Origin of the sequence: Micromonospora sp. CPCC 205539 (assembly GCF_036906815.1) — a bacterium.
GTDB lineage: Bacteria > Actinomycetota > Actinomycetes > Mycobacteriales > Micromonosporaceae > Micromonospora.
In genome coordinates, this window is sequence record NZ_JBAKHW010000018.1 from 19,778 (window position 1) to 40,562 (window position 20,785).

General features: G+C 72.9%; 23 protein-coding genes. 16 read left to right on the forward strand and 7 right to left on the reverse strand.

What is annotated here, in order from left to right; all coding sequences use genetic code 11:
• Position 1 precedes the first annotated feature (1 nt).
• A complete protein-coding gene (locus V6V47_RS17400) occupies positions 2-808 on the forward strand; it encodes a sugar phosphate isomerase/epimerase family protein (protein WP_334629301.1) in 807 nt (268 codons plus the stop codon).
• Between the two features lie 45 nt (positions 809-853).
• Here the strand turns inward: V6V47_RS17400 and V6V47_RS17405 are convergent, their stop codons facing one another.
• The 3 genes from V6V47_RS17405 to V6V47_RS17415 are packed head-to-tail and all read right to left on the reverse strand — an operon-like array spanning position 854 to position 2,901.
• Positions 854-1,441: a CGNR zinc finger domain-containing protein gene (locus tag V6V47_RS17405; RefSeq protein ID WP_334629303.1), complete on the reverse strand. Its 588-nt coding sequence runs from the start codon at positions 1,439-1,441 to the stop codon at positions 854-856.
• Between the two features lie 19 nt (positions 1,442-1,460).
• On the reverse strand, positions 1,461-2,627 hold the full coding sequence (locus V6V47_RS17410; RefSeq protein ID WP_334629304.1) for a glutathionylspermidine synthase family protein: 1,167 nt from the start codon (positions 2,625-2,627) through the stop codon (positions 1,461-1,463).
• Position 2,628: 1 nt separating this feature from the next.
• Positions 2,629-2,901: a hypothetical protein gene (locus V6V47_RS17415; protein ID WP_334629305.1), complete on the reverse strand. Its 273-nt coding sequence runs from the start codon at positions 2,899-2,901 to the stop codon at positions 2,629-2,631.
• 118 nt (positions 2,902-3,019) lie between these two features.
• Between V6V47_RS17415 and V6V47_RS17420 the strand changes: the two genes are divergently transcribed.
• The 12 genes from V6V47_RS17420 to V6V47_RS17475 all read left to right on the forward strand — a co-directional run bounded on the left by V6V47_RS17420 (position 3,020) and on the right by V6V47_RS17475 (position 13,830).
• The gene (locus tag V6V47_RS17420) at positions 3,020-3,940 is read left to right on the forward strand and encodes a proline dehydrogenase family protein (protein ID WP_334629306.1); all 921 of its coding nucleotides are present in this window, start codon (positions 3,020-3,022) and stop codon (positions 3,938-3,940) included.
• Positions 3,941-4,045: 105 nt separating this feature from the next.
• The gene (locus tag V6V47_RS17425) at positions 4,046-4,843 is read left to right on the forward strand and encodes an alpha/beta fold hydrolase (RefSeq protein WP_334629307.1); all 798 of its coding nucleotides are present in this window, start codon (positions 4,046-4,048) and stop codon (positions 4,841-4,843) included.
• Positions 4,836-5,435 carry a TetR/AcrR family transcriptional regulator gene (locus V6V47_RS17430; protein WP_334629308.1) on the forward strand — a complete coding sequence of 200 codons (600 nt, stop codon included), beginning with the start codon at positions 4,836-4,838 and terminating at the stop codon, positions 5,433-5,435. The genes V6V47_RS17425 and V6V47_RS17430 overlap by 8 nt, the downstream gene beginning before the upstream one ends.
• Entirely contained in the window at positions 5,432-5,770 is a 339-nt protein-coding gene (locus V6V47_RS17435) for a DUF2568 domain-containing protein (RefSeq protein WP_334629309.1), read from the forward strand. The genes V6V47_RS17430 and V6V47_RS17435 overlap by 4 nt, the downstream gene beginning before the upstream one ends.
• A gap of 68 nt (positions 5,771-5,838) precedes the next feature.
• Positions 5,839-7,128 carry a hypothetical protein gene (locus V6V47_RS17440; RefSeq protein WP_334629310.1) on the forward strand — a complete coding sequence of 430 codons (1,290 nt, stop codon included), beginning with the start codon at positions 5,839-5,841 and terminating at the stop codon, positions 7,126-7,128.
• A gap of 54 nt (positions 7,129-7,182) precedes the next feature.
• A complete protein-coding gene (locus V6V47_RS17445) occupies positions 7,183-8,577 on the forward strand; it encodes an efflux RND transporter periplasmic adaptor subunit (protein ID WP_334629311.1) in 1,395 nt (464 codons plus the stop codon).
• On the forward strand, positions 8,574-9,524 hold the full coding sequence (locus tag V6V47_RS17450) for an ABC transporter ATP-binding protein (protein ID WP_334629312.1): 951 nt from the start codon (positions 8,574-8,576) through the stop codon (positions 9,522-9,524). The genes V6V47_RS17445 and V6V47_RS17450 overlap by 4 nt, the downstream gene beginning before the upstream one ends.
• Positions 9,521-10,705 (forward strand): ABC transporter permease, encoded by a 1,185-nt coding sequence (locus tag V6V47_RS17455; RefSeq protein WP_334629313.1) that lies wholly within the window; start codon positions 9,521-9,523, stop codon positions 10,703-10,705. The genes V6V47_RS17450 and V6V47_RS17455 overlap by 4 nt, the downstream gene beginning before the upstream one ends.
• A 219-nt stretch (positions 10,706-10,924) precedes the next feature.
• A complete protein-coding gene (locus V6V47_RS17460) occupies positions 10,925-11,134 on the forward strand; it encodes a helix-turn-helix domain-containing protein (protein ID WP_007465625.1) in 210 nt (69 codons plus the stop codon).
• A gap of 272 nt (positions 11,135-11,406) precedes the next feature.
• Entirely contained in the window at positions 11,407-11,508 is a 102-nt protein-coding gene (locus tag V6V47_RS17465) for a 30S ribosomal protein bS22 (protein WP_007465623.1), read from the forward strand.
• Positions 11,509-11,629: 121 nt separating this feature from the next.
• A complete protein-coding gene (locus tag V6V47_RS17470; RefSeq protein WP_334629314.1) occupies positions 11,630-12,703 on the forward strand; it encodes an NAD-dependent epimerase/dehydratase family protein in 1,074 nt (357 codons plus the stop codon).
• Between the two features lie 269 nt (positions 12,704-12,972).
• Positions 12,973-13,830 (forward strand): lysophospholipid acyltransferase family protein, encoded by an 858-nt coding sequence (locus V6V47_RS17475; RefSeq protein WP_334629414.1) that lies wholly within the window; start codon positions 12,973-12,975, stop codon positions 13,828-13,830.
• 9 nt (positions 13,831-13,839) lie between these two features.
• On the opposite strand, the gene V6V47_RS17480 is transcribed toward V6V47_RS17475, so the two are convergent.
• The 3 genes from V6V47_RS17480 to V6V47_RS17490 all read right to left on the reverse strand — a co-directional run bounded on the left by V6V47_RS17480 (position 13,840) and on the right by V6V47_RS17490 (position 16,976).
• The gene (locus tag V6V47_RS17480; protein ID WP_334629315.1) at positions 13,840-14,706 is read right to left on the reverse strand and encodes an HAD family hydrolase; all 867 of its coding nucleotides are present in this window, start codon (positions 14,704-14,706) and stop codon (positions 13,840-13,842) included.
• Between the two features lie 145 nt (positions 14,707-14,851).
• A complete protein-coding gene (locus tag V6V47_RS17485) occupies positions 14,852-15,739 on the reverse strand; it encodes a DUF5667 domain-containing protein (protein ID WP_334629316.1) in 888 nt (295 codons plus the stop codon).
• 283 nt (positions 15,740-16,022) lie between these two features.
• A complete protein-coding gene (locus V6V47_RS17490; protein WP_334629317.1) occupies positions 16,023-16,976 on the reverse strand; it encodes an ECF subfamily RNA polymerase sigma factor, BldN family in 954 nt (317 codons plus the stop codon).
• A gap of 589 nt (positions 16,977-17,565) precedes the next feature.
• On the opposite strand from V6V47_RS17490, the gene V6V47_RS17495 reads away from it, so the two are divergent.
• From V6V47_RS17495 to V6V47_RS17505, 3 genes are read left to right on the forward strand one after another with little or no spacing between them, the layout of a single operon-like run.
• Positions 17,566-19,194: an AMP-binding protein gene (locus V6V47_RS17495; protein WP_334629318.1), complete on the forward strand. Its 1,629-nt coding sequence runs from the start codon at positions 17,566-17,568 to the stop codon at positions 19,192-19,194.
• Positions 19,184-19,438 (forward strand): glutaredoxin family protein, encoded by a 255-nt coding sequence (locus tag V6V47_RS17500; protein ID WP_238658313.1) that lies wholly within the window; start codon positions 19,184-19,186, stop codon positions 19,436-19,438. The genes V6V47_RS17495 and V6V47_RS17500 overlap by 11 nt, the downstream gene beginning before the upstream one ends.
• Before the next feature lie 20 nt (positions 19,439-19,458).
• The gene (locus tag V6V47_RS17505) at positions 19,459-20,121 is read left to right on the forward strand and encodes an HAD family hydrolase (RefSeq protein ID WP_334629319.1); all 663 of its coding nucleotides are present in this window, start codon (positions 19,459-19,461) and stop codon (positions 20,119-20,121) included.
• Here V6V47_RS17505 and V6V47_RS17510 read toward each other — a convergent pair.
• On the reverse strand, positions 20,102-20,755 hold the full coding sequence (locus V6V47_RS17510) for a response regulator transcription factor (protein ID WP_334629320.1): 654 nt from the start codon (positions 20,753-20,755) through the stop codon (positions 20,102-20,104). The two genes, V6V47_RS17505 and V6V47_RS17510, sit on opposite strands and share 20 nt — an antisense overlap.
• Positions 20,756-20,785 lie beyond the last annotated feature (30 nt).

Genomic DNA, 20,785 nt, shown 5'->3' on the forward strand with positions numbered 1-20,785 from the left:
TGTGACTTCCCGCGTTCCGGTGCTTCTGTCCAGCTCGTCGGTCTTCCCCGAGCCGACCGCGGCGGCGTTTCAACTGGCCGCGGCGCTCGGCTACGACGGTGTCGAGGTGATGGTCTGGACCGACGTGGTCAGCCAGGACGCGGGCGCGCTGCGCGGCCTGTCCGCGCACTACGACGTGCCGGTGCTCTCGGTGCACGCGCCCTGCCTGCTGGTCACTCAGCGGGTCTGGAGCCCGGATCCGTGGGAGCGGCTGCGCCGGGCCGCCGAGCTGGCCGAGACACTGGGGGCGCCCACCGTCGTGGTGCACCCGCCGTTCACCTGGCAGCGGGACTACGCGCGCGGGTTCGTCGACGGTCTGGAGCGGATCGCGGCCCGGTTCAGTGGGTTGCGCTTCGCGGTGGAGAACATGTACCCGGTGCGGATGGCCGGCCGCCAGTTCGTCCCGTACGTCCCGGGTTGGGATCCCACCGACACCGGCTACCCGTCGTACACCCTTGATCTGTCGCACTGCGCGGCCTCGCACAGCGACCCGCTGGAAATGGCCGACCGGATGGGCACCGGGTTGGCGCACGTCCACCTCGGCGACGGCACCGGTGAGGGCCGCGACGAGCACCTGGTGCCCGGGCGCGGCACGCAGCCCTGTGGGGAGCTGCTCTCCTCGCTGGCCGGGCGGGGTTTCACCGGAGCGGTCGCGGTGGAGGTGGCCACCCGGGGCGCGAAGAGCCGCGCGGTGCGCGAGGCGGACCTGCGCGCCGCGCTGGAATTCGCCCGTCAGCACCTGAACGCGCCGTCCCCGGTCGACGCCTGACCCGCCCCGTTGAGTGGGGCCGACCGGGCGTCGACCGGCGCGCCGTCAGCTGACCGGAGTCAGCGAATCGGCGCCGGCGGTCGGCTGGGGGGCCACCGTCACCTGCTCGCCGATCGCGGCCCGCTTGCGCGCCCGGTGTGCCGCCACGTGCGAGCGGGTGGCGCAGCGCTCGGAGCAGAACCGCCGGCAGCAGTTGGACGAGGTGTCGAGGTAGACGTTGCCGCACCGCTCGTCGGCGCAGACGCCGAAGCGGGCGCTGCCGTACTCGCAGAGCCAGACCGAGAGCCCCCAGACAGCCCCGGCCAGGTACTCCGCGCTGACGGACGCGCCCCGGCTGGTCACGTGCATGTGCCAGTCGCTGGAGTCGTGACCGGAGATGCGCGGCTGCACGGGGTACGCCTCGAGCAGCGCGTTCAGCTCCGTCACCGCCTGGGCGTCCCGCCCCGAGGTGCCGTACTCGAAGACGTCGCGCAGCCGCTTCTGCGCCCGCCGGAAGGTTGCGACATCCCGGTCGGCGACCTCGTCGCGCATCCAGGCGTTGTCGTCGGGGAAGATGGCCCGCAGGTCGTCGAGGTCGTCCAGGCGTGCGTTGACCAGGTCAACGCCGGTCCGGGCGTACGCGTCGAAGTTCACGCCTCCAAAGGTAGACGACTCATGGGGTGCGCGGCGCGTCGATGTAGTGCGGCAGGAAGCGCGCGTACCCGTCGGTGATCAGACTCTTGCTCTCCCGTACCCCCACGCCGGCCGACTCGCCGTCGACGATCCAGCTGCCCAGCACCACCCGGTTGCCCGCGAACTGTGGCAGTGCCCGGAACTCCTGGTAGCACCAGCCCTCGTCGCCGTAGATCCCCGGGTTGGTGATCTCCTGCTCGCCCGTGACGATGCGCACCGAGCCGCCCTCACGACCGAGCAGGGGCTTGACGACGTACTCCGGCATGCCGCGCGGCGAGTCGAGGTACGCCGGGAGCAGGTACTCGTGGCCGGGGTACAGCTCCCAGAGGACCGCGAGCAGCGCCTTGTTGGACAGCAGCAGCTTCCAGGCCGGCTCGATCCAGGTGGTCGGGGTGCCCGGGTCCACGGCTGCCGGCCCGTACGGCTCTGCCAGCATCCACTCCCAGGGGTAGAGCTTGAAGCAGGTGGTCACCGGGCGGTCGTCGCGGTCGACGAAGCGCCGGCCGTCCCAGCCGATCTCCTGGATCGGCAGCAGCTCCACGCCGAGGCCGGCCTGCCGCGCGGTCTCGGCGAGGTAGCCGGCGGTCATGTGGTCCTCGCCGGACTCCTCCTCGTTCGACCAGACCACGTGCACCCGGGGATCGTGCAGCCCGGCCCCGATCTTGGCCCAGGCGCCGACCAGCCGCTCGTGCAGGCTGTTCCACTGGTCGAGCTCCGGTCGGGTCTGCTCCAGCCAGAACCACTGGATGATGCTCGCCTCGACCAGCGCGGTCGGGGTGTCCGCGTTGTACTCCAGCATCTTCGGTGGCCAACTGCCGTCGTAGGCGAGGTCGAAGCGCCCGTAGAGGGTGGGTGGCGCCTCGCGCAGCGACCGGGCCACCGCCTCGGCCGCCCAGGCCGGGATGCCGAACTCGGCGTACCGGCCCTGGGTCACCACGTGCTCGGCGGCGGCCACCGACATCCGGTGCAGCTCCTCGGTGGCCTCCTCCAGCCGCAGCACCTCGTCCAGGTCGAAGGCGTACGCGGCGGTCTCGTCCCAGTACGACATGATGCTGCCGTCGGGCAGCTCGGTGTCGACGTAGACCAGCCCCTGGGCGCGGATGGTGGCGTCCCAGTCGGGTCGTGGCGCGACCGACTCCCGGCGCACCTCAGCCGCCGCAGGAGGCGAGGTGGGTGCCGAACCCGCCACGGTCGGGCAGAGCGGCGGTCGTCGGCTCGGAGGCGGCACGCTCGGGGGCCGGAGCGGAGACCCGCATCGCCAGCGCGACCGTGTCACCGCCGCCGACCGGCCCGAGGGCGCAGTCGTCGTCATCGTCGTCGTCCGAGGTCATGTTGCAGCCGGAGAGGGCGAGCGCGAGAACGGTGAGCGCGCCGAGCTGCACGGAGGCCGACCGCAGTCGGCGGCGGGGGCGTTGGTCCACGGCATCGTTGTAGCCGATCGACGCCACCGCCGCCGCCCCGCCCCGCGCGAAAGTGGTCCGGCGCCGGTGCCCGGCCGCCCCTCGGCAGGGGCCCCCGCAGGGGCGTTACGCTCGGCTCATGCTCCGTTCCGTCATCCTCGCCGCCTCCCGGTCATCCCAGGTCGAGCGGCTCGTCGCGACTGCCCCGTTCACCCGGGACGTCGTCCGCCGGTTCGTCGCCGGCGCCGCCACCGACGACGCGTTGCGCGCGACCCGCGACCTCGTCGACAACGGCCTGGCGGTCACCCTCGACAACCTGGGTGAGGACACCGTCACCCCTGAACAGGCCATCGCCACCCGGGACGAATACCTGAAGCTGCTGAAGATGCTCGGCGGGGCCGGGCTCACCCCGGCCGCCGAGGTGAGCGTGAAGCTCTCCGCCCTCGGCCAGATGTTCGACGAGCAGTTGGCGTACGACAACGCGCGGGCGATCTGCACGGCGGCCGATGCGGCGGGCACCACGGTCACCCTGGACATGGAGGACCACACCACCACCGACTCGACGCTGGAGGTGCTGGGCAAGCTGCGCAAGGATTTCCCGTCGACCGGCGCGGTGCTCCAGGCGTACCTGCGCCGGACCGAGTCGGACTGCCGGGAGCTGGCCTCCGCCGGCTCGCGGGTGCGGCTGTGCAAGGGCGCCTACAAGGAGCCCGAGTCGGTGGCGTACCAGTCGGCCCGCGAGGTGGACAAGTCCTACGTCCGCTGCATGAACGTCCTGATGTCCGGCGACGGGTACCCGATGCTGGCCACCCACGACCCGAGGATGATCGCCATCGGTGAGGACCGGGCCCGCTGGTTCGACCGGGGGCCGGAGCGCTTCGAGTTCCAGATGCTCTACGGCATCCGCCCCGAGGAGCAGGCCCGGCTGGCCGGCGAGGGCTACACCGTGCGCACCTACGTCCCCTACGGCGACGAGTGGTACGGCTACCTGATGCGGCGGCTCGCCGAGCGCCCCGCCAACCTGGTCTTCTTCGGCCGCGCCCTGATCTCCAAGAAGTAGTCCCCACGATTCGGCCGACGGGCCGGCGGTGACCCCCTGTGGTCCTGCCGGCCCGTTCGTATCTCCGACTTGACGAACGTGGCTAACAAGGTTAGCTTTAAAGCTATGACAGCTAGCCAGGTGCGGCGGGACGGCGGACACATCGCGTACGAGGTGCAGGGGGAGGGCCCGCTGGTCGTGCTCTCGCACGGCATGGGTGAGAATCGGGCGAGCTTCCGACACCTGGTGCCGCTGCTGGTCGCGGCCGGCCACCGGGTCGCCTCGGTGGACGTCCGGGGGCACGGGGAGTCCAGCGCCGGCTGGCCCACGTACGCCCCGGCCGAGGTGGGCGCCGACCTGCTGGCCGTGGTCCGCCAGATCGACGCCGGGCCGGCCGTGTTGGTCGGCAGTTCGTCCAGTGCGGCGGCGGTGGTCTTCGCCGCGACCGACGCGCCCGACCTGGTTGCCGGCATCGTGCAGATCGGCGCGTTCGTCGGCCAGAAGATGAACCCACTGATCCGGTTGGCCCAGACCGTCGTGCTGCGCAGCCCTCGACTGTTCGGGATGTTCCACAACACGCTCTTCCCGGTCCATCGGCCCGCCGACGACGCCGCGTACCGCAGGTCGATGGTGGCCAACCTGCGCGAGCCCGGCCGGATGGCCGCGGTGCGCGGTGTGATCGCGCCGGTCGAGCCGCACTGGACCGACCGGGCCGTTGCGGTCGAGCAGCCGGTGTTGGTGCTGATGGGAGCCAAGGACCCGGACTTCCCCGACCCGGGCGCCGAGGCGCGGGCCGCCCGGCGGCTGTTCCGCACCGCCGAGGCCCGGATGATCGAGGAGTCCGGGCACTACCCGCACGCCGACCGGCCGCAGCGGACGGCGGACGAACTGCTCGGCTTCCTGGCGGTCTGCGCCAGTGCCTAGGGTCGGGCTCAACCAGCAGGCCGTGGTACGGGAGGCCGCCCGGCTGGCCGACGAGGTCGGCTACCAGCAGCTCACGCTGGCCGCGCTCGCCGGGCGGCTCGGCGTGGCGCTGCCCAGCCTCTACAAGCACGTCCGTGGGGCGGACGAGCTGGCCCAGAAGCTCTCCGCGTTGGCCACCGCCGAGCTGGCCGACGAGCTGACCACCGCCGCCGTCGGCCGAGCCGGCGTGGACGCGCTACAGGCGATGGCCAGCGCGTACCGCGACTACGCCAAGCGGCACCCCGGCCGCTACCCGGCCACTCAGCGGGCGCCCGACCCGGCCGACCCCGAGCACGTCGTGGCGGGCGAGCGGGCGGTCGGCGCCATCTACGCGGTGCTCCGCGGCTACGGGCTCACCGGCGACGACGCCGTGGACGCCACGAGAGCGCTGCGCAGCGCCCTGCACGGGTTCGTGGCGCTCGAGCTGGGCGGTGGGTTCGGCCTGCCCCGCGAGGTCGACCGTTCGTACCACCAGCTGGTCGCCAGCCTGGACACATCCTTCCGTTCCTGGCCCGGCACCCGGCAGGCTGCGGACCAGCAGGAGCAGGGGTGACGACCGTGATCCGAGGGCTCGCGCTGCTGTTGATCTTTCTATTGGAGCTCGCCGTGCTGGCGATCGGTGTGCGCTGGGGCTGGTCCCTGAACGCCCCCACCGCCGTCCGGCTGGCCGCCGCCATCGGTGTTCCGCTGCTGCTCGCGGGGCTCTGGGGTGCTCTCGGCTCGCCGCGGGCCCCGGTGTCGCTGCCACCGCCGGCCAAGTACGCGTTCCAGGTCGGCTGGTTCGTGGTCGGCGGCGGGATGCTCGCCCTGCTCGGGCACGCGTGGCTCGGCCTGGCCGTGGTCGTCGTCTGGGCCGTCGTCACATTTCTGCTGCACCGCGCCGCCTGATCCATCCGACCGCCGCCGGGGCGGTACCGGCCTCGCCTGTGCCGCCGATTGGTCGTACCCTTCGGCGGGTGACTGACGGGGTGCGGCAGCTTGCGCCGCGGCGGCTCTGGCCGCTGTGGACGGTGCTCGTGGTGGTCGTCCTGCTGCTGGGCTGCGGCCTGCCAGCGCTGCTCGTGGTGGGCGTGATCCGGGAGTCCGGCAGCCGCGCCACAATCAGCCGGTTCGGTGCCTCGGCGGCCGACGACCCGGCCACCGAGGTGGCCCGCGGGCTTTCCGACCGGATGACCGCGCAGCTCCAACGGCAGTCCACCGCGTTGGTCGGCGGCGACCGGGCCGGCTACCTCGCCGTCGCCGAGGCCCCCGCGCACGCCGACCTGCGCCGCCGCTTCGCCGCGCTGCGCGCGCTCAAGGTGACCGTCTGGCGGGCCGAGCCGAGCGGCCTGCCCGTGCCCGTCGAGGGCAAGCCGGGCGAGTGGCGGCTGCTCGTGCGCTTCCAGTACTGCTTCGTGGCACCGACCTGCCAGCCCAGCCCCGTGCTCATCGGCACCCGCTGGCGGGAGAACGGCGACCAGCCCCTGCTGGTCGCCCTCGAGGAGTCCAAGTCGGTGGAGACCGGCACCCGGCCCTGGGAGGTCAGCGACCTGGCCGTGGCGATCGGCGCGCGGACCATCGTCGCCACGACCCCGGCGCTGCGCGGCAAGCTGCCCAGCCTGCTCGCCCAGGCCGAAGCGGCGGCCAAGGTCGCCGACGGGTACGTGGTGACCGGGTCGCCACCGGACCGGTACCGGATCTTTTACGCCGGTCCCGCCGAGTGGAAGCGCTGGTACGGCGGCGGCCGGCCACAGTGGACCGGCGGTTACGCGGTGACGGTGGGCGGCGGCCACCACGAGGTGGTGCTCAACGCCGACGGCCTGCCCAGCAGCGGCACCGACGACCTGCTCCGACACGAGCTGACCCACGCGGCCTCGCTGCCCGAGCGCGGCTACCCGGGCAAGGCGACCTGGTGGCTGGTGGAGGGGCTGGCCGAGTTCGCGGGCGCCGGCGGGCAGCCGATCGACCGGTACGAGGGGCTCGCCGAGGTGCGCAAGCTGGTCCAGAGCAGTTGGGACGGTCGGCTGGAGGGCATCACCCCCGCCGACGACGCCCCGGCCGAACGCGTCGGCGGCAGCTACGGTGTCGGCTACCTCGCCGTCCGACACCTCGTCGACCGCTACGGGCCGGAGCGGCTACTCACCTTCTTCAAGGCCGTGCTGCACGAGCGCAAGACGCTCGATGTCGCCGCCGAGCAGGCGTTCGGCGAGCGGTGGTCGGTGCTGCACGACGAGTGCGTCGCGTCCGTCCGCGCCGCCGTCGCCTGAGGGCGGGCGGCCGGCCGCCGTCGATGCGCTGGGGGTGACCCGTACCATCGATGGGTGCGCCGCACCCAAACGCCGCGGCCCTCCAGAGCCACGCGGCCTCGCCTGCTCACCGCCCTGACCGCCATCGCCGTCCTCACCGCCACCACCGCCGCTTCCTGCGGCGACGACGACCCCGACTTCGCGCTGGCCTCGGCGGCCCGAAACCCGGTGACCGAGGTGATCGACGCTCCGGCGACCGTCACCGCACGGGCCGCCGCCACCCTGACCGCTCCCGCCGACGGCACCCTGGCCAGCATGCCGGTCCAACCCGGCCAGCGCGTCAAGCGCGGTCAGGTGCTCGCGGTCGTCGCCTCACCCTCGGCCCAGGATCGGCTGCGTCAGGCCCGGGAGGCGCTGGCCGCCGCGAAGCGGGCCGGCCGGGGTGTCTCCACCGGTGAGCTGAGCGGCAGCCGGCGCGGCACGGACAAGGCCGCCGACGACGCGTTCGACGCCGCCCGGAAGGCCGCCGAAAAGATCGCCGACCCGCAGGTGCGCGACGCGCTGATCGCCCAGGTGACCTCCGCGCAGCGGCAGTACGCCGCCGCCGCCCGCAGCGCCGACGAGGCCGTCCGCGCGGTGCAGCGGGGCATCAGCGGGCTGAACTCCGCCGTCGGCGCACTCTCCGCGGCGCAGCGCCTCCAGGCCCAGCAGGCGTACGACCTGGCGAAGGCGACCGTCGACGCGCTGACCCTGCGCGCCCCGATCGCCGGCGTGGTGCAGCCTGGCGGCACCCGGGCCGGCAGCGGCTCGCCCGGTGATCTCGCCGGGCTGCTGGCACAGGCCGGTGGCGCTCAGGCGGCCGGGATCGACCCGTCGGTGCTGGCCGGCCCCAACCAGGGTGGGCCGCCTGCTGGCGTGGACGACGCGGTGGCGGTCGGCGGCCGGGTCACCGCCGGCACGCCGGTGCTCACCGTGGTCGACACCGGGCAGCTGGGCCTGCTGGCCGAGGTCGACGAGACCGACGTGCTGCTGGTGCGTGCGGGGGTGGCCGCCACGGTCGAGTTGGACGCCGTCGGTGGCGCCACCTACGACGCCGCGGTCCGCTCGGTCGACGTGCTCCCCACCAGCTCCGCGCAGGGCGGGGTGACCTATCGGGTACGCCTCACGCTGGGCGCCGGGAAGCTGGCCGAGGACGAGCCGGCCCCGGCACCGCGCCCTGGCATGAACGCGATCGTCCACCTGCGGGTCCGCGAGGCCGCCGACGCGGTGACCGTTCCCGCCTCGGCGGTGTTCTCGGCCGACGGGCGGGACGCGGTCTGGGTGGTCCGCGACGGCAAGGCGGGCCGGGCGGCGGTGACGGTGGGTGTGCAGGGGTCAGACCTGGTGCAGATCCTCAACGGCGTGCAGGCCGGCGACCGGATCGTGGTGCGCGGCACCGACCAGGTACGCGACGGCCAGGAGGTGCGGTGACCGGACCCGCCGTGCCGGTCCTGGACGGCGAACGCGTACCCGCGATCGAGGCGGTGGACGTGTCCCGGACGTACCAGCTGGACGGGTTGTCGGTCGAGGCGCTGCGCGGGGTGTCCCTGACGGTCGCGCCGGGCGACTACGTGGCGCTGGTCGGCCCGTCCGGCTCCGGCAAGTCCACCCTCATGCACCTGCTGGGCGGGCTCGACCGGCCGACCGGCGGCCGGCTGGTGATCGGCGGGCGGGACGTCAACGCCCTCTCCCCACCGGAGATGGCCACCCTGCGCAACGAGACGATCGGCTTCGTCTTTCAGGCGTTCCACCTGCTGGCCCGCACCTCGGCGGTGGACAACGTGGCGTTGCCGTTGGTCTACCGGGGTGTGCCGGCCCGGCAGCGAAGGGAGCGGGCCGCGGCGATGCTCGGTCGGGTCGGCCTCGGGCACCGGCTCGACCACCGGCCCAACCAGATGTCCGGCGGCGAGCAGCAGCGCGTCGCCATCGCCCGCGCTCTGGTCACCGAGCCGACGGTGCTCCTGGCCGACGAGCCCACCGGCAACCTGGACAGCGTCACCGGCGCTGCCGTGCTGGAGCTGCTGGAGCGGCTGAACGCCGAATCGGGGGTGGCGCTGGTGATGGTCACCCACGACCAGGAGGTGGCGGCTCGGGCCCGTCGTCGGATCACCATGCGCGACGGCGAGGTGGTGGCGGACAGCGCCACCCCTCGAACCCCGCTTCATGATCGACCGCTGTCCGACGACAACGGTCGACCTGCGACACTGGTCCCCGCTCCCAGCGCGGAGCCCCGGTCCGCGTCCGGACGGGGACCGGGGCACCCGCCCGGTGGCTTCGGGGGGGCCGCCGGGGCCGCCGGGCGCCTTCCGCGCTCGCCCGCCGCCACGGACCCTGCCGTCGACGCGGCGGACCACGCCGCCGGGGGGAGCGGGTCGTGAGGATCGCCGAGGCGTGGCGGGTGGCGCTGGACGCGCTCCGGGCCAACCGGCTGCGCAGCGCGCTCACCATGCTCGGAGTGATCATCGGGGTGGCCTCGGTGGTGCTGCTGGTGGCCATCGGCACCGGCACCAAGCAAAAGGTGGAACAACAGGTCGAGGGGCTCGGCTCCAACCTGTTGCTGGTGGTGCCCGGCAAGATCGAGGTGGGCACCGCACCGGTGGTCTCACCGCTGACGCTCAAGGACGTGGACGCGGTCTCCCGGGTCGTCGGTGATCCGGAGCGGGTCGCGGTCACCGTCGCGTCCGGGGCGACCGCGCGGGCCGGTACGCGCTCCGACTTCACCACCGTGCAGGGCGTCCTGGAGACCACCCCGGCGGTGTTCACCCGTTCGCTGGCCAGGGGCCGCTACCTCACGAGGACGGATGTGGACACCAGCCGGCGGGTCGCGGTCCTCGGCAACTCGGTGGCCCGCGCCCTCTTTCCTGACCGCGACCCGCTCGGCCAGCAGGTGACGCTCGCGGGCGTGCGGTTCCGGGTGATCGGCGTCTTCACGCCGCTCGGGCAGAGCCTCGGCGTCGACCGGGACGACGAGGTGCACGTGCCGGTGACCGCAGCGCAGCGACTCTGGGGCACCCAGCGGGTGGACGGCATCGCCGTGAAGGCACCGGACCGGGAGCGGATCGACGAGTTGGGCGAGCGCATCGTCGCCGAATTGAGCCGGCGGCACCCGGACACCGAGTTCAGCGCCGTCACCCAGCAGCAGATCCTCGGTGTACTCGGCGACATCCTCGGCGTGCTCACCGGCGTGCTGGCCGCCATCGCCGGCATCTCGCTGCTCGTCGGCGGGGTCGGGGTCTCCAACATCATGCTGGTCAGCGTTCGGGAGCGGACCCGGGAGATCGGGCTGCGCAAGGCCGTCGGCGCCCGTCCCCGCGACATCGGCGTGCAGTTCCTCCTGGAGGCGGTGCTGCTCACCTCGATCGGTGGCCTGACCGGGATGGCTCTCGGCGTCGGCACCGCACTCGTGGTGGACGCGCTGTCCCCGATCCCGGCGGCGATCACCTGGTGGTCGCTGACGCTCGCCTTCGGCGTCTCGGCCGTGGTCGGCATCGTCTTCGGGGTGGTGCCCGCGCAACGGGCCGGCCGACTCGACCCGGTGGTCGCGCTGCGCGCCGAGTGAGTCGGTACGCGCCGGACCGCAACCGGACGTCGGTCGCAGGCAGGGAGATATCGGGAGCGCGGATCGGGTGAACCGGCGGCCGACACATGATCAGTTGTACGAAGGGATCGCGCCGGTCACAGCCGTCCCGCTACCGTACTGGTAACACGCGCGTCGCCGGCCCGGCCCGGAGCATCCGTCGGGTTGGCACGCGCCGGGCATGGGATGGGTCGGTGAGCCATGGCCGGGTCGCAGTCCGACGGACGGCTGTCGGAGGTCAAGTTCCTTACCGTCGCCGAGGTGGCGACAGTCATGCGGGTGTCGAAGATGACGGTCTATCGCCTGGTGCACAGCGGTGAGCTCACCGCGGTGCGGGTCGGCCGGTCATTCCGGGTGCCCGAGCACGCGGTGCACGAATACCTGCGGGGCGCCTTCCAGGAGACCGCCTGAGCTACCGGGCCGCTGCCCGAGTGCGACGTGACGGGCGTCGGTGAGCGCGAGGATTGGGCCTGCGAGCCCCGCGGTCACCAACGGCAGGCCGGTATCGACGGGGCCGCGTTGGTCCTGCTGACGCTCGCCGGTTACCCTGGAGCCCGACCGAGACCCCACCGGTGCGCCCCGCCGCCCAGACTGGTCCGGTCCGTTGTCCGCAAGCGGTCACCGTCGCCACTCGCGTGGTGTCATCCGGTCCGCCCCCGCACGTTGCATCGAAAGGCTGTCGTATGGGCTCGGTGGTCAAGAAGCGCCGCAAGCGCATGGCTAAGAAGAAGCACCGCAAGCTGCTGCGCAAGACCCGCGTCCAGCGTCGCCGTCTCGGCAAGTGATCGCCGCCGGGCCAACGGCCCGGCGTCCGGCGTCACTTGCCAACTGTCGACCCTCGGAGGCTCAGGTGATCAGGCCGTGGTTGACCCGGCTCGATCCCTCCTGTCGAGGTAGGTGCGTCAGATGACCCCCGGTAGCACCCCAGGTGCTCCGGGGGTCGTCGTCGTCACCGGGGTCGGCCGCTACCTCGGTGCCCACGTCGCGGCCCGGCTGGCCGCCGACCCGCGCATCGAGCGGGTCATCGGGGTGGACGCACCCGAGCCCGGTCCCGAGCTGACCGATCTGCTCGACCGGGTCGAACGGATCCACGTCGACAGCGGCTCGCTCGGCGGGCTGCTCGCCGACCTGGATGTCGACGCTGTCGTCCACCTCGCTCTGGTCAGCGCACCCGATCCGCAGCACGGTGGTCGGTCGACCATGAAGGACCAGAACGTCATCGGCACCATGCAGCTGCTCGCCGCCTGCCAGCGAGCACCCCGGCTGCGCAAGCTCGTGGTCCGCTCGTCGACCGCCGCGTACGGTGTGTCGTTCCGGGATCCCGCCGTGTTCACCGAGGAGACCGAACCGCGCGAGGTGCCGCGCGGCGGCTTCGGCCGCGACATCCTCGACGTCGAGGGGTACGTGCGCGGCTTCCGGCGTCGCCGACCCGACGTCACGGCGACGGTGCTGCGCTTCGCGCCGTTCATCGGCTCGACCGCCGACACCACGCTGACCCGCTACTTCTCCCAGCCGTTCGTGCCCACCGTCTTCGGCCGCGATCCCCGCCTGCAGTTCCTGCACTTCGAGGACGCGTTGGAGGTGCTGCACCGGTCGATCGTCGAGGATCATCCCGGCACCTACAACGTCGCGGGCCCCGGAGTGCTGTCGCTGTCCCAGGCGATCCGCCGGGCCGGTCGGGTGGCCGTGCCGGTGCTGGAGCCAGGGCTCTCCGGCGCCGCCGCGCTGGCCCGCAGCCTGGGTTTCGGCCGCTACGGCCTGGACCAGGTCGATCTATTCGTGCACGGCCGGGTCGTCGACACGACCCGGCTGGAGCAGGAGTACGGCTTCACGCCCCGCACCACCGCCGAGGCCTTCACGGACTTCATCCACGCCCACCACGGCGGAGTGGTGGTGACCCGCAGCCAGTTGGCGGCCGCCGAACAACTTGTCCTGGATGGCATTCGGCGAGTCCGCGCCACAGTTCGGGAGCGGTCATGACCGGGCCGGGCGAGGGGCGCGACGGGGCCAGCATCGGTCGTTTCGACGTACCGTCAGGTCCGACCGCGCCGGCTCCGGAGTCGGCGCGGCGCAACGGACATCGACCCGCGGCCCAGGTCGCCCCGACCCCGACGCCGGCCGACGGGGTCGACGCCGCGGCCACGGACGGGGTCGACACCGCGGCCACCGACGAGCCGGCCACGGACGAGCCGGCCACCGACGCACCGGCCGGCCGGCGGGTCGGCGGATCAGGTGGCACCGACCCGGCCGTGCCGGACCGGCCGGGGGACCACTGGGACCGCAAGGTCGCCAACGGCCTGGCATTCCTGCGCCGGCGGCTCTCCGGTGACTACGAGGTCGACGAGTTCGGCTTCGACCCGGACCTGACCGACGCGGTCTTCCACCCGCTGCTGCGGCTGCTCTACCGGGACTGGTTCCGCACCGAGGTCAGCGGCGTGGAGAACGTGCCGGTCGACGGGCCCGCCCTGGTCGTCGGCAACCACTCGGGCACGGTGGCGCTGGACGCGTTGATCCTGTCGGCGGCGCTGCACGACCGGCACCCCGCCCGCCGCTACCTGCGTCTGCTCGGCGCCGATCTGGTCTTCCGGATGCCGGTGGTTTCGGAGATCGCCCGCAAGACCGGCGGCACGGTGGCGTGCAACCCGGACGCCGAGCGGCTGCTCGGCGGCGGCGACCTGGTCGGCGTCTTCCCCGAGGGGTTCAAGGGCGTCGGCAAGCTCTACGCCGACCGTTACAAGCTGCAACGGTTCGGCCGGGGCGGTTTCGTCTCGGCGGCGCTGCGGACGGGCACCCCGATCGTGCCGGTGGCCATCGTCGGCGGCGAGGAGATCTACCCGATGCTCGCCGACATCAAGCCCCTCGCGCGGCTGCTCAAACTGCCCTACTTCCCGGTCACACCGACCTTCCCGTTGCTCGGGCCGCTGGGCATGGTGCCGCTGCCCAGCAAATGGCTGATCGAGTTCTGCGCGCCGATTCCCACCGCGCACCTGATCGACTCGGCGGACGACCCGCTGGTGGTCTTCAACCTCGCCGACCAGGTGCGGGAGACCATCCAACAGACCGTGCACAAGCTGCTCGAGCAGCGGCCCGACCCGTTCGGCCCCTGAGGCCGCTGGTCAGCTGCTGCGGCGACGGCGGTGCAGCGCCAGGCCGGCGGTCACCGCGCCGGCCACCACCCCGGCCGCCGCGGTCGACGGTACGGCGATCCTGACCGCTCGTCGGCCGGTGCGGAAGTCCCGTACCTCCCAGCCGTGCTGCCGGGCCTGCCGTAACAGCGTGCCGTCCGGGTTGACCGCCACCGCCCGGCCCACGGCGGAGAGCAGCGGCAGGTCGTTGGCCGAGTCGCTGTAGGCGGCGCAGCGGGTCAGGTCCAGACCCTCGACAGCGGCGAGCTGGGTGACCGCGTCGGCCTTCGCCGGCCCGTGCATGAGGTCGCCCGCCAGCCGCCCGGTGTACGCCCCGTCCAGCACCTCGGCCACGGTGCCGATCGCGCCGGTCAGGCCGAGCCGGGCGGCGATCACCCGGCCGATCTCCACCGGGGCGGCGCTGACCAGCCAGACTCGCTGGCCGGCGTCCAGGTGGCGCTGGGCGAGCTGGCGGGTGCCGGCCCAGATCCGCGGTGCCATCAGCTCGTCGAAGATCTCCTCCGAGAGGCGCTCCACGTCGTCCACCCGCCAGCCCTCGATGAACGCCAGCGCGGCGTCCTTGGCCTGCGACATGTCACCGGCGTGCTCCCGGGCGAGCACCCGGAAGCGGAGTTGCTGCCAGGCGAACCGGGCGAGGTCTGTGCTGGTGAAGTATTTCCGGGCGGCGAGGCCGCGGGCGAACCAGTAGATCGACGCGCCCTGCATCATCGTGTTGTCCACGTCGAAGAAGGCGGCCGCGCACGGGTCCGGTGCGGGCGGGGCCAGCTCGGTCTCCGCCCAGCCGGCGGTGTGACCCTGGGCGTCGGTGCTGACCGTCAGCTTACGTATACGCGCCACGCGACTCCCTTCTCGCCAGGTCAAATGACACCTTCAGCGAGGGTAGCCGGAGTACGCCGAGGACCGGCCGGGCACCGAACGAACTGCGGCACCACGGAGGGACCTGCGGTAAGGGAGTAGTCGGGGCGGGTCACCCCGGGTGACGTCAGCGTGCGCCGGGGCAGGCGGTGGGCGTGGGGCCGAGGGCATCGCTGCCCTTCGGCGCCGGCAGCCCGCAGCCGATCGCCGCGCGCACCGCGTCCGAGCGCTCGCGGATGGTGTCCAGCAGTGTCAGCGACTGCCGGGTCCGCTCACGGTCCGCGCGGCTGGCGCCGCTGAGCAGGTTACCCACCGCCCGGCGCTGGCTCGTGACGAAGGCATTGACGGTGTCGAGGCTGGCCGGCTCGGCCCGCTGCACCGCCGCCGAGGTGAGCAGGCGGATGCCCTGCCGGGTGTCCGCGTCCATGTCGTCGAGGACCGCGTTGAACCCGATCCGGTCGCCGCGCAGCTCGGCGGCCTCGCCGAGTCGGGTGCGGGCGAAGTCGAGGAAGAGCTGGCCGCGGCTGATGTCCGAGCTGGCCAGGGCGAGCTGGGCGCGCTCCGTCGAGCGCTTCATGCCGTACAGCGCGTCGCCGGGGACTGCGTTCTCACTCGCGGCGGAGATGCCGGAGACGGCGATGGCGCCAGCGGCGACGCCGATCAGGATCGCGCCGCGCGCACGGGCCCGCCGGGCGGTGACCGCCGGGAGTAGCGGACCGCGAGCGGTGCTGGCGGAACGTGCTGGGTTCGGCTCGTTGGCCGCCGGGGCGGTGCCCATACCCTCCCGTTCGGCGGTCGCGAGCAGCATCGCCCGCAGGCCGGTACGGAAGTCGGGGTCCGCCTCGACCGCTGGGGGGTCGGCGCTGAGCCGTTGGCTCACTGCGACGAGCGGCGCGAGTTGGCCGTCCAGCCGGGACCGGACGTGGTGCCGCCGGCCACCGTTGGCCTCGTCGAGAAGCTGCGCGAAACGCTCCGCGCGCCGACGGGAGAAGAGGATGTCGTCCACCGCGGGCACCTCCTCTCGCTGGTCACGGCCGGTCGGCCGCCGTGCTTGCCGGCGACCGGGCGGCAGTGTGACACCACGGAGGTGAGGCGCCGTCCGGCGTGCCGGTCGGACCTCGGTGACCCGGTCCTGCCGGGACAACCACCGGTCGCACCCGGAGAAACGCGGCGGACCGGGCACGGGTTACGGGCCTGGCGGAGCGGAAATCACAGAAAGTGATCGTCGTCACCAGGCGGGACCGACCATGAGCTGCCCAGACGTCGATCGACGCCCATCGGTCCCGCCGAGAAAAGGGCTACGGCTGGAAGCCGTCGGGCAGGAGCCGGGCGAGCGCGCGGACCGCCCGGTACTGGAGTGCCTTGATGGCACCCTCGTTCTTGCCCATCGCGCGGGCCGTCTCGGCGACCGAGAATCCCTGGAGGAACCGGAGCACGATGCACTCCTGCTGCTCCGGGTTGAGCTGCTTCACGGCCGTGAGCAGGGCGACGTTGGTGATGTGCTCGACCACCGCCGCCTCCGGGCTGCCCTCCGGGCCCCGGTCCTCCCGGTCGGCGTCGAGCACGTCACCGGTGGTGACCTCCAGCCGGTACCGGCCGGACTTGAAGTGGTCGGCGACCAGGTTGCGGGCGATCGTCACCAACCAGGCGCCGAGATCGCGGCCCTGCCAGGTGAAGCTGCCGATCCGCTTGAGCGCCCGCAGGAAGGTGTCCGAGGTGAGGTCCTCGGCGAGCTGGCGGTTGCCGACCCGGAAGTAGACGAACCGGAACACGGTGTCGACGTACCGGTCGTAGATCAGCCCGAACGCCTCGGACTCGCCGGCCTGTGCGCGCTCGACCAGCGTCCAGACCTCAGTGGCCGGGTCGGACGGGTCGGGCCGGCTCGGGAAGCCGGTCGGGCTGGTGGCGGCCGGCACCACCGGAATCACCGCGGTCTCGCCCGCCGCCGGATCGGTGGTCGCCGGCGCTTCGCCGACCCTCCGACCCTGGGCCGGAGGCATGGTCGGTCGAGCAGGTACGGCGACCCGCCCGCCGGCCGGTTTCGCGTTTCCGCCGGGCACCGCCGGTCTTGGTGGCGGCTCGTTGTGATGCGGCGGGCGATTTCGGATCCGCTTTGCCACGCCTTCGCTGAGGAGGGCGTTGCCGGACGGCTCGTCCAGCGGAGCGCGGGCGGACGGCCGCTCGTTGGCGTGGGCGCGGGCCGCCGGAGCGGGCAGACCGACCGGGCGTTCCGCGTAACCGAAGGTGGTCACCGTGTCGCCCCCGATCCGTCGGTCGCCGGTCGGGCCGGTCTGCGGGTCGTCGTCGGGGCGGACCGACCGGGCTTCCGGTCGGGCAGGGCTGGTCCGGGGTGTGCCGACGGGCGGCAGTTCCCCTTGAGGTGCTGGTCCAATGCGCTCACAGGCACGGGGGCCTCCTCGGGCTGAGGGGTGTCGACTCACGGCAAATCGGGTGAGCCGACCCGAGTGATGATAGGGCCAACGTCACCCGCGTGTGGCAAGTCCGTTACACAGGGCGGAAGTATTTCCCGCTCCGTCGCACCAGCGGCGGACCGGTTGTCCGTCGTGTGTAGTTGACTTTTGCGCGGCACTGGGATCCAGGATGGATCGCCTGCTCAGCGGCGTTGTGCCCGTTCGGCTGAGCCAACGCGGCGGGTCGTCGCCATGGCTCGCCCCATCCGTCGACGATCGACGCCATGTGTCCCACACGCGAGACGCTTTCGGATCGTCGGCGTCACATCCGCTGGTCCCGTTAGCGGGACTTGCGCGCGGCCGTCGTCCGCCCGTTGCGGCCGCCATTGGGCGTGGCCTGTCGCCGCGTGCTGTGCCAGACTCGACCATCGTGCAGGACGCAGCCGCAAGCTCCGCGCCGAACCTCGCCGACCGGGTTCACCGGGCGGCTCTCGATCACGGCGACCAAGCCGCGCTGTACTGGCGGGGACGGACGATCAGCTGGTCCGAACTGGACGCCACGGTGGACGCGGCCGCGCACGGCCTGAACGCCGCCGTGCCGCCCACCGACCCGGGTGACACCCCACCCCGCGTCGCGATCGCCCTGCCCAACACCCCCGACTTCGTGGTCGGCTGGCTCGGTGCGCTGCGCGCCGGGCTGGTCGCGGTGCCGGTCAACCCCGGCTTCACCGCCCCGGAGCTGCGACACGTGCTCGCCGACTCCGGCGCGTCGGTGCTGATCGGCACCGACCGGGTCCGGGGACTGGTCGCCGAGGTCGCCGCCGACCTGCCCGCGCTCACCGCCGTGCACGGCACGCCACCGACTGCCGACGCGCCGGAGACGCCGCTCCGCGCCCGGCGAGGCGGCGACGACCTGGCCGTCCTGCTCTACACCTCCGGCACCGAGGGGCGGCCCAAGGGCGCGATGCTCCCGCACCGTGCCCTACTCGCCAATCAGGACCAGGTCGACCGGATCGAGCCGCCGGTGGTCGGGCCGGCGGACACCGTGCTGCTGGCTTTGCCGCTGTTCCACGCGTACGGGCTCAACTCGGTGCTCGGCGCGGTCGTCCACCATGGCGCGACCGGCGTGCTGCTCGACGAGCCGGGGCCCGCCGCGGGGCTGGACGAGATCGCCCGACACCGGGTCAGCGTGCTGGTCGGCGTACCGTCGATGTTCCTGGCGTGGGCCGGCGCGGCGGCGGTCCGCGCGGCGACCGCGTCGGTTCGGTTGGCGGTCTGCGGCGCGGCACCGTTGGAGCCGGCGGTCGCGGCACGCTTCACGGAGGTCACCGGTCATCCGGTGCACGTCGGGTACGGGCTCACCGAGACCGCGCCGGTGCTCACCTCCACCCTGGTCGGCGGTGTGGCCAAGGCCGGCTCGATCGGCCGGCCGCTGCCCGGTGTGGGGGTGCGTCTGGTCGGTGCGGACGGGGTGGACCTGTGGCGGGACGGCGTGCCCACCCTCGACGAGGACCAGGACGAGCTGGACATCTCCGACGTGGCACCGGGCACCGACCCGGGGCAGATCGTCGTGCACGGCCCCAACCTCTTCACCGGATACTGGCCGGACGGCCGGGGCGGCCCGGACGCCGACGGCTGGTGGGGGACCGGCGACATCGCGTACGCCGACGAGGACGGCGACCTCTTCCTGGTCGACCGGCTCGGCGAGCTGATCCTGGTCAACGGGTTCAACGTCTATCCGCACGAGGTCGAGCTGGTGCTCGCCGGGCACCCCGGGGTGTCCGAGTCGGCGGTACTGGGTGTGCCGCACCCGCGGACCGGCGAGACTGTCCGGGCGTACGTGGTGCCGGCGCCAGGGCGGCCGGTGACCAGCGAGGAGCTGCTCACCCACTGCGCGCGGCACCTGGCCCGGTTCAAGTGCCCGACCGCCGTCGAGTTCGTCGACGCCCTGCCGCACTCGGCGATCGGCAAGGTACGCAAGACTCAGCTCCGGTCGGCGACACCGACCGACCCGCCGGCGTTCGCCGACACTCGCACGGAGGTAACCGATGTCCACTGACGCCCGGCTCGCTCTGATCACCCGGCCCGGCTGCCACCTGTGCGACGACGCCAAGGCGGCGCTCGACCGGGTGGTGGCGGTCACCGGGGACAAGTGGGTCGAGTGGGACGTCACCGGCGACGAGGGGCTGGAGCGGGAGTACGGGGACCGGCTGCCGGTGGTGATGCTCGACGGCAAGGAGCACGGCTACTGGCGGGTGGAGGAGGATCGGCTGCTGCGGGACCTGACGACGCCGCAACTCTGAGCGGTGCCTATGGTGCTCGGATGACCTCTGCGCACCCCCACCTGGTCTGGGACTGGAACGGCACGCTGCTCAACGACCTCAGCCTGGTGGTGGCCGCCACCAACGCCGCGTTCGCCAGCATGGGCGGCCCGGCGGTCAGCTTGGACGAGCATCGGGTGCGGTTCCGCCGGCCGATCGCCGAGTACTACGCCGAGGTGCTCGGCCAGGCCGTCGACGAGGAGCAGTTCGGCCGGCTGGACGGGCTCTTCCATGACGCGTACCGCAGCGGGTTGACCACCTGCGAGCTGGCCGCGGACGCGCGGACCGCGATGGGCGCCTGGCCGGGCAGCCAGAGCCTGCTCTCCATGTGGTTCCACGAGGAGCTGGTGCCCACCGTGCACACCTTCGGGCTGACCGGCCACTTCACGCGGGTGGACGGGCTGCGGGCCGCCGTCGGCGGCGACCGCAAGGCCGAGTCGCTCCGGCAGCACCTGGCCGAGCTGGGCGTGGACGGCACCTCGGTGGTGCTGATCGGCGACTCGATCGACGACGCGGACGCGGCGCTCGCGGTGGGTGGCCGGGTGGTGCTCTACACCGGCGGCTTCACCGACCCGGCTCGACTGCGCTCCTCCGGCCACCCGGTGGCCGACACCCTCACCGAGGCGGTGGAGTTGGCCCGGGAGGTCAGTTCCGCAGGTAGGTGAGGACGGCCAGCACCCGACGGTGCTGCTCGGTGTCCGGCGGCAGGGTGAGTTTCGTGAAGATGTTGCGCACGTGCTTCTCCACCGCCCCGTCGCTGACCACCAGGGCGCGGGCGATGGCGGTGTTCGAGCGGCCCTCGGCCATCAGGGCGAGCACCTCGCGCTCGCGCGGGGTCAGCTCACGCAGCGGATCGTCCCGGCGGCGTCGGGCGAAGAGCTGACCGACCACCTCCGGGTCGAGTACGGTGCCGCCGGCCGCCACCCGGCGCAGCGCGTCCAGGAACTCGTCGATGGCGGCCACCCGGTCCTTGAGCAGGTAGCCGATCCCGCCGCCGGCGCCGCCGGTGGTGGCCAGCAGGTCGTCGGCGTACGAGACCTCGACGTACTGGGAGAGCACCAGGATCGGGGAACGCGGCACCAGCCGGCGCGCCTCCACCGCCGCCCGCAACCCCTCGTCGGTGTGCGACGGCGGCATCCGGACGTCGACGATCGACACGTCCGGGCGGTGCTCCACCACCGCCTCGACCAGCGCGTCGCCGTCCCCGACGGCGGCCACCACCTCGTGCCCACTCTCGGTCAGCAGCCGCACCAGCCCCTCCCGGAGCAGTACGGCGTCATCGGCGATCACGATTCGCATGGCTGTGTTGTCTACCACGTCCGACCGGTC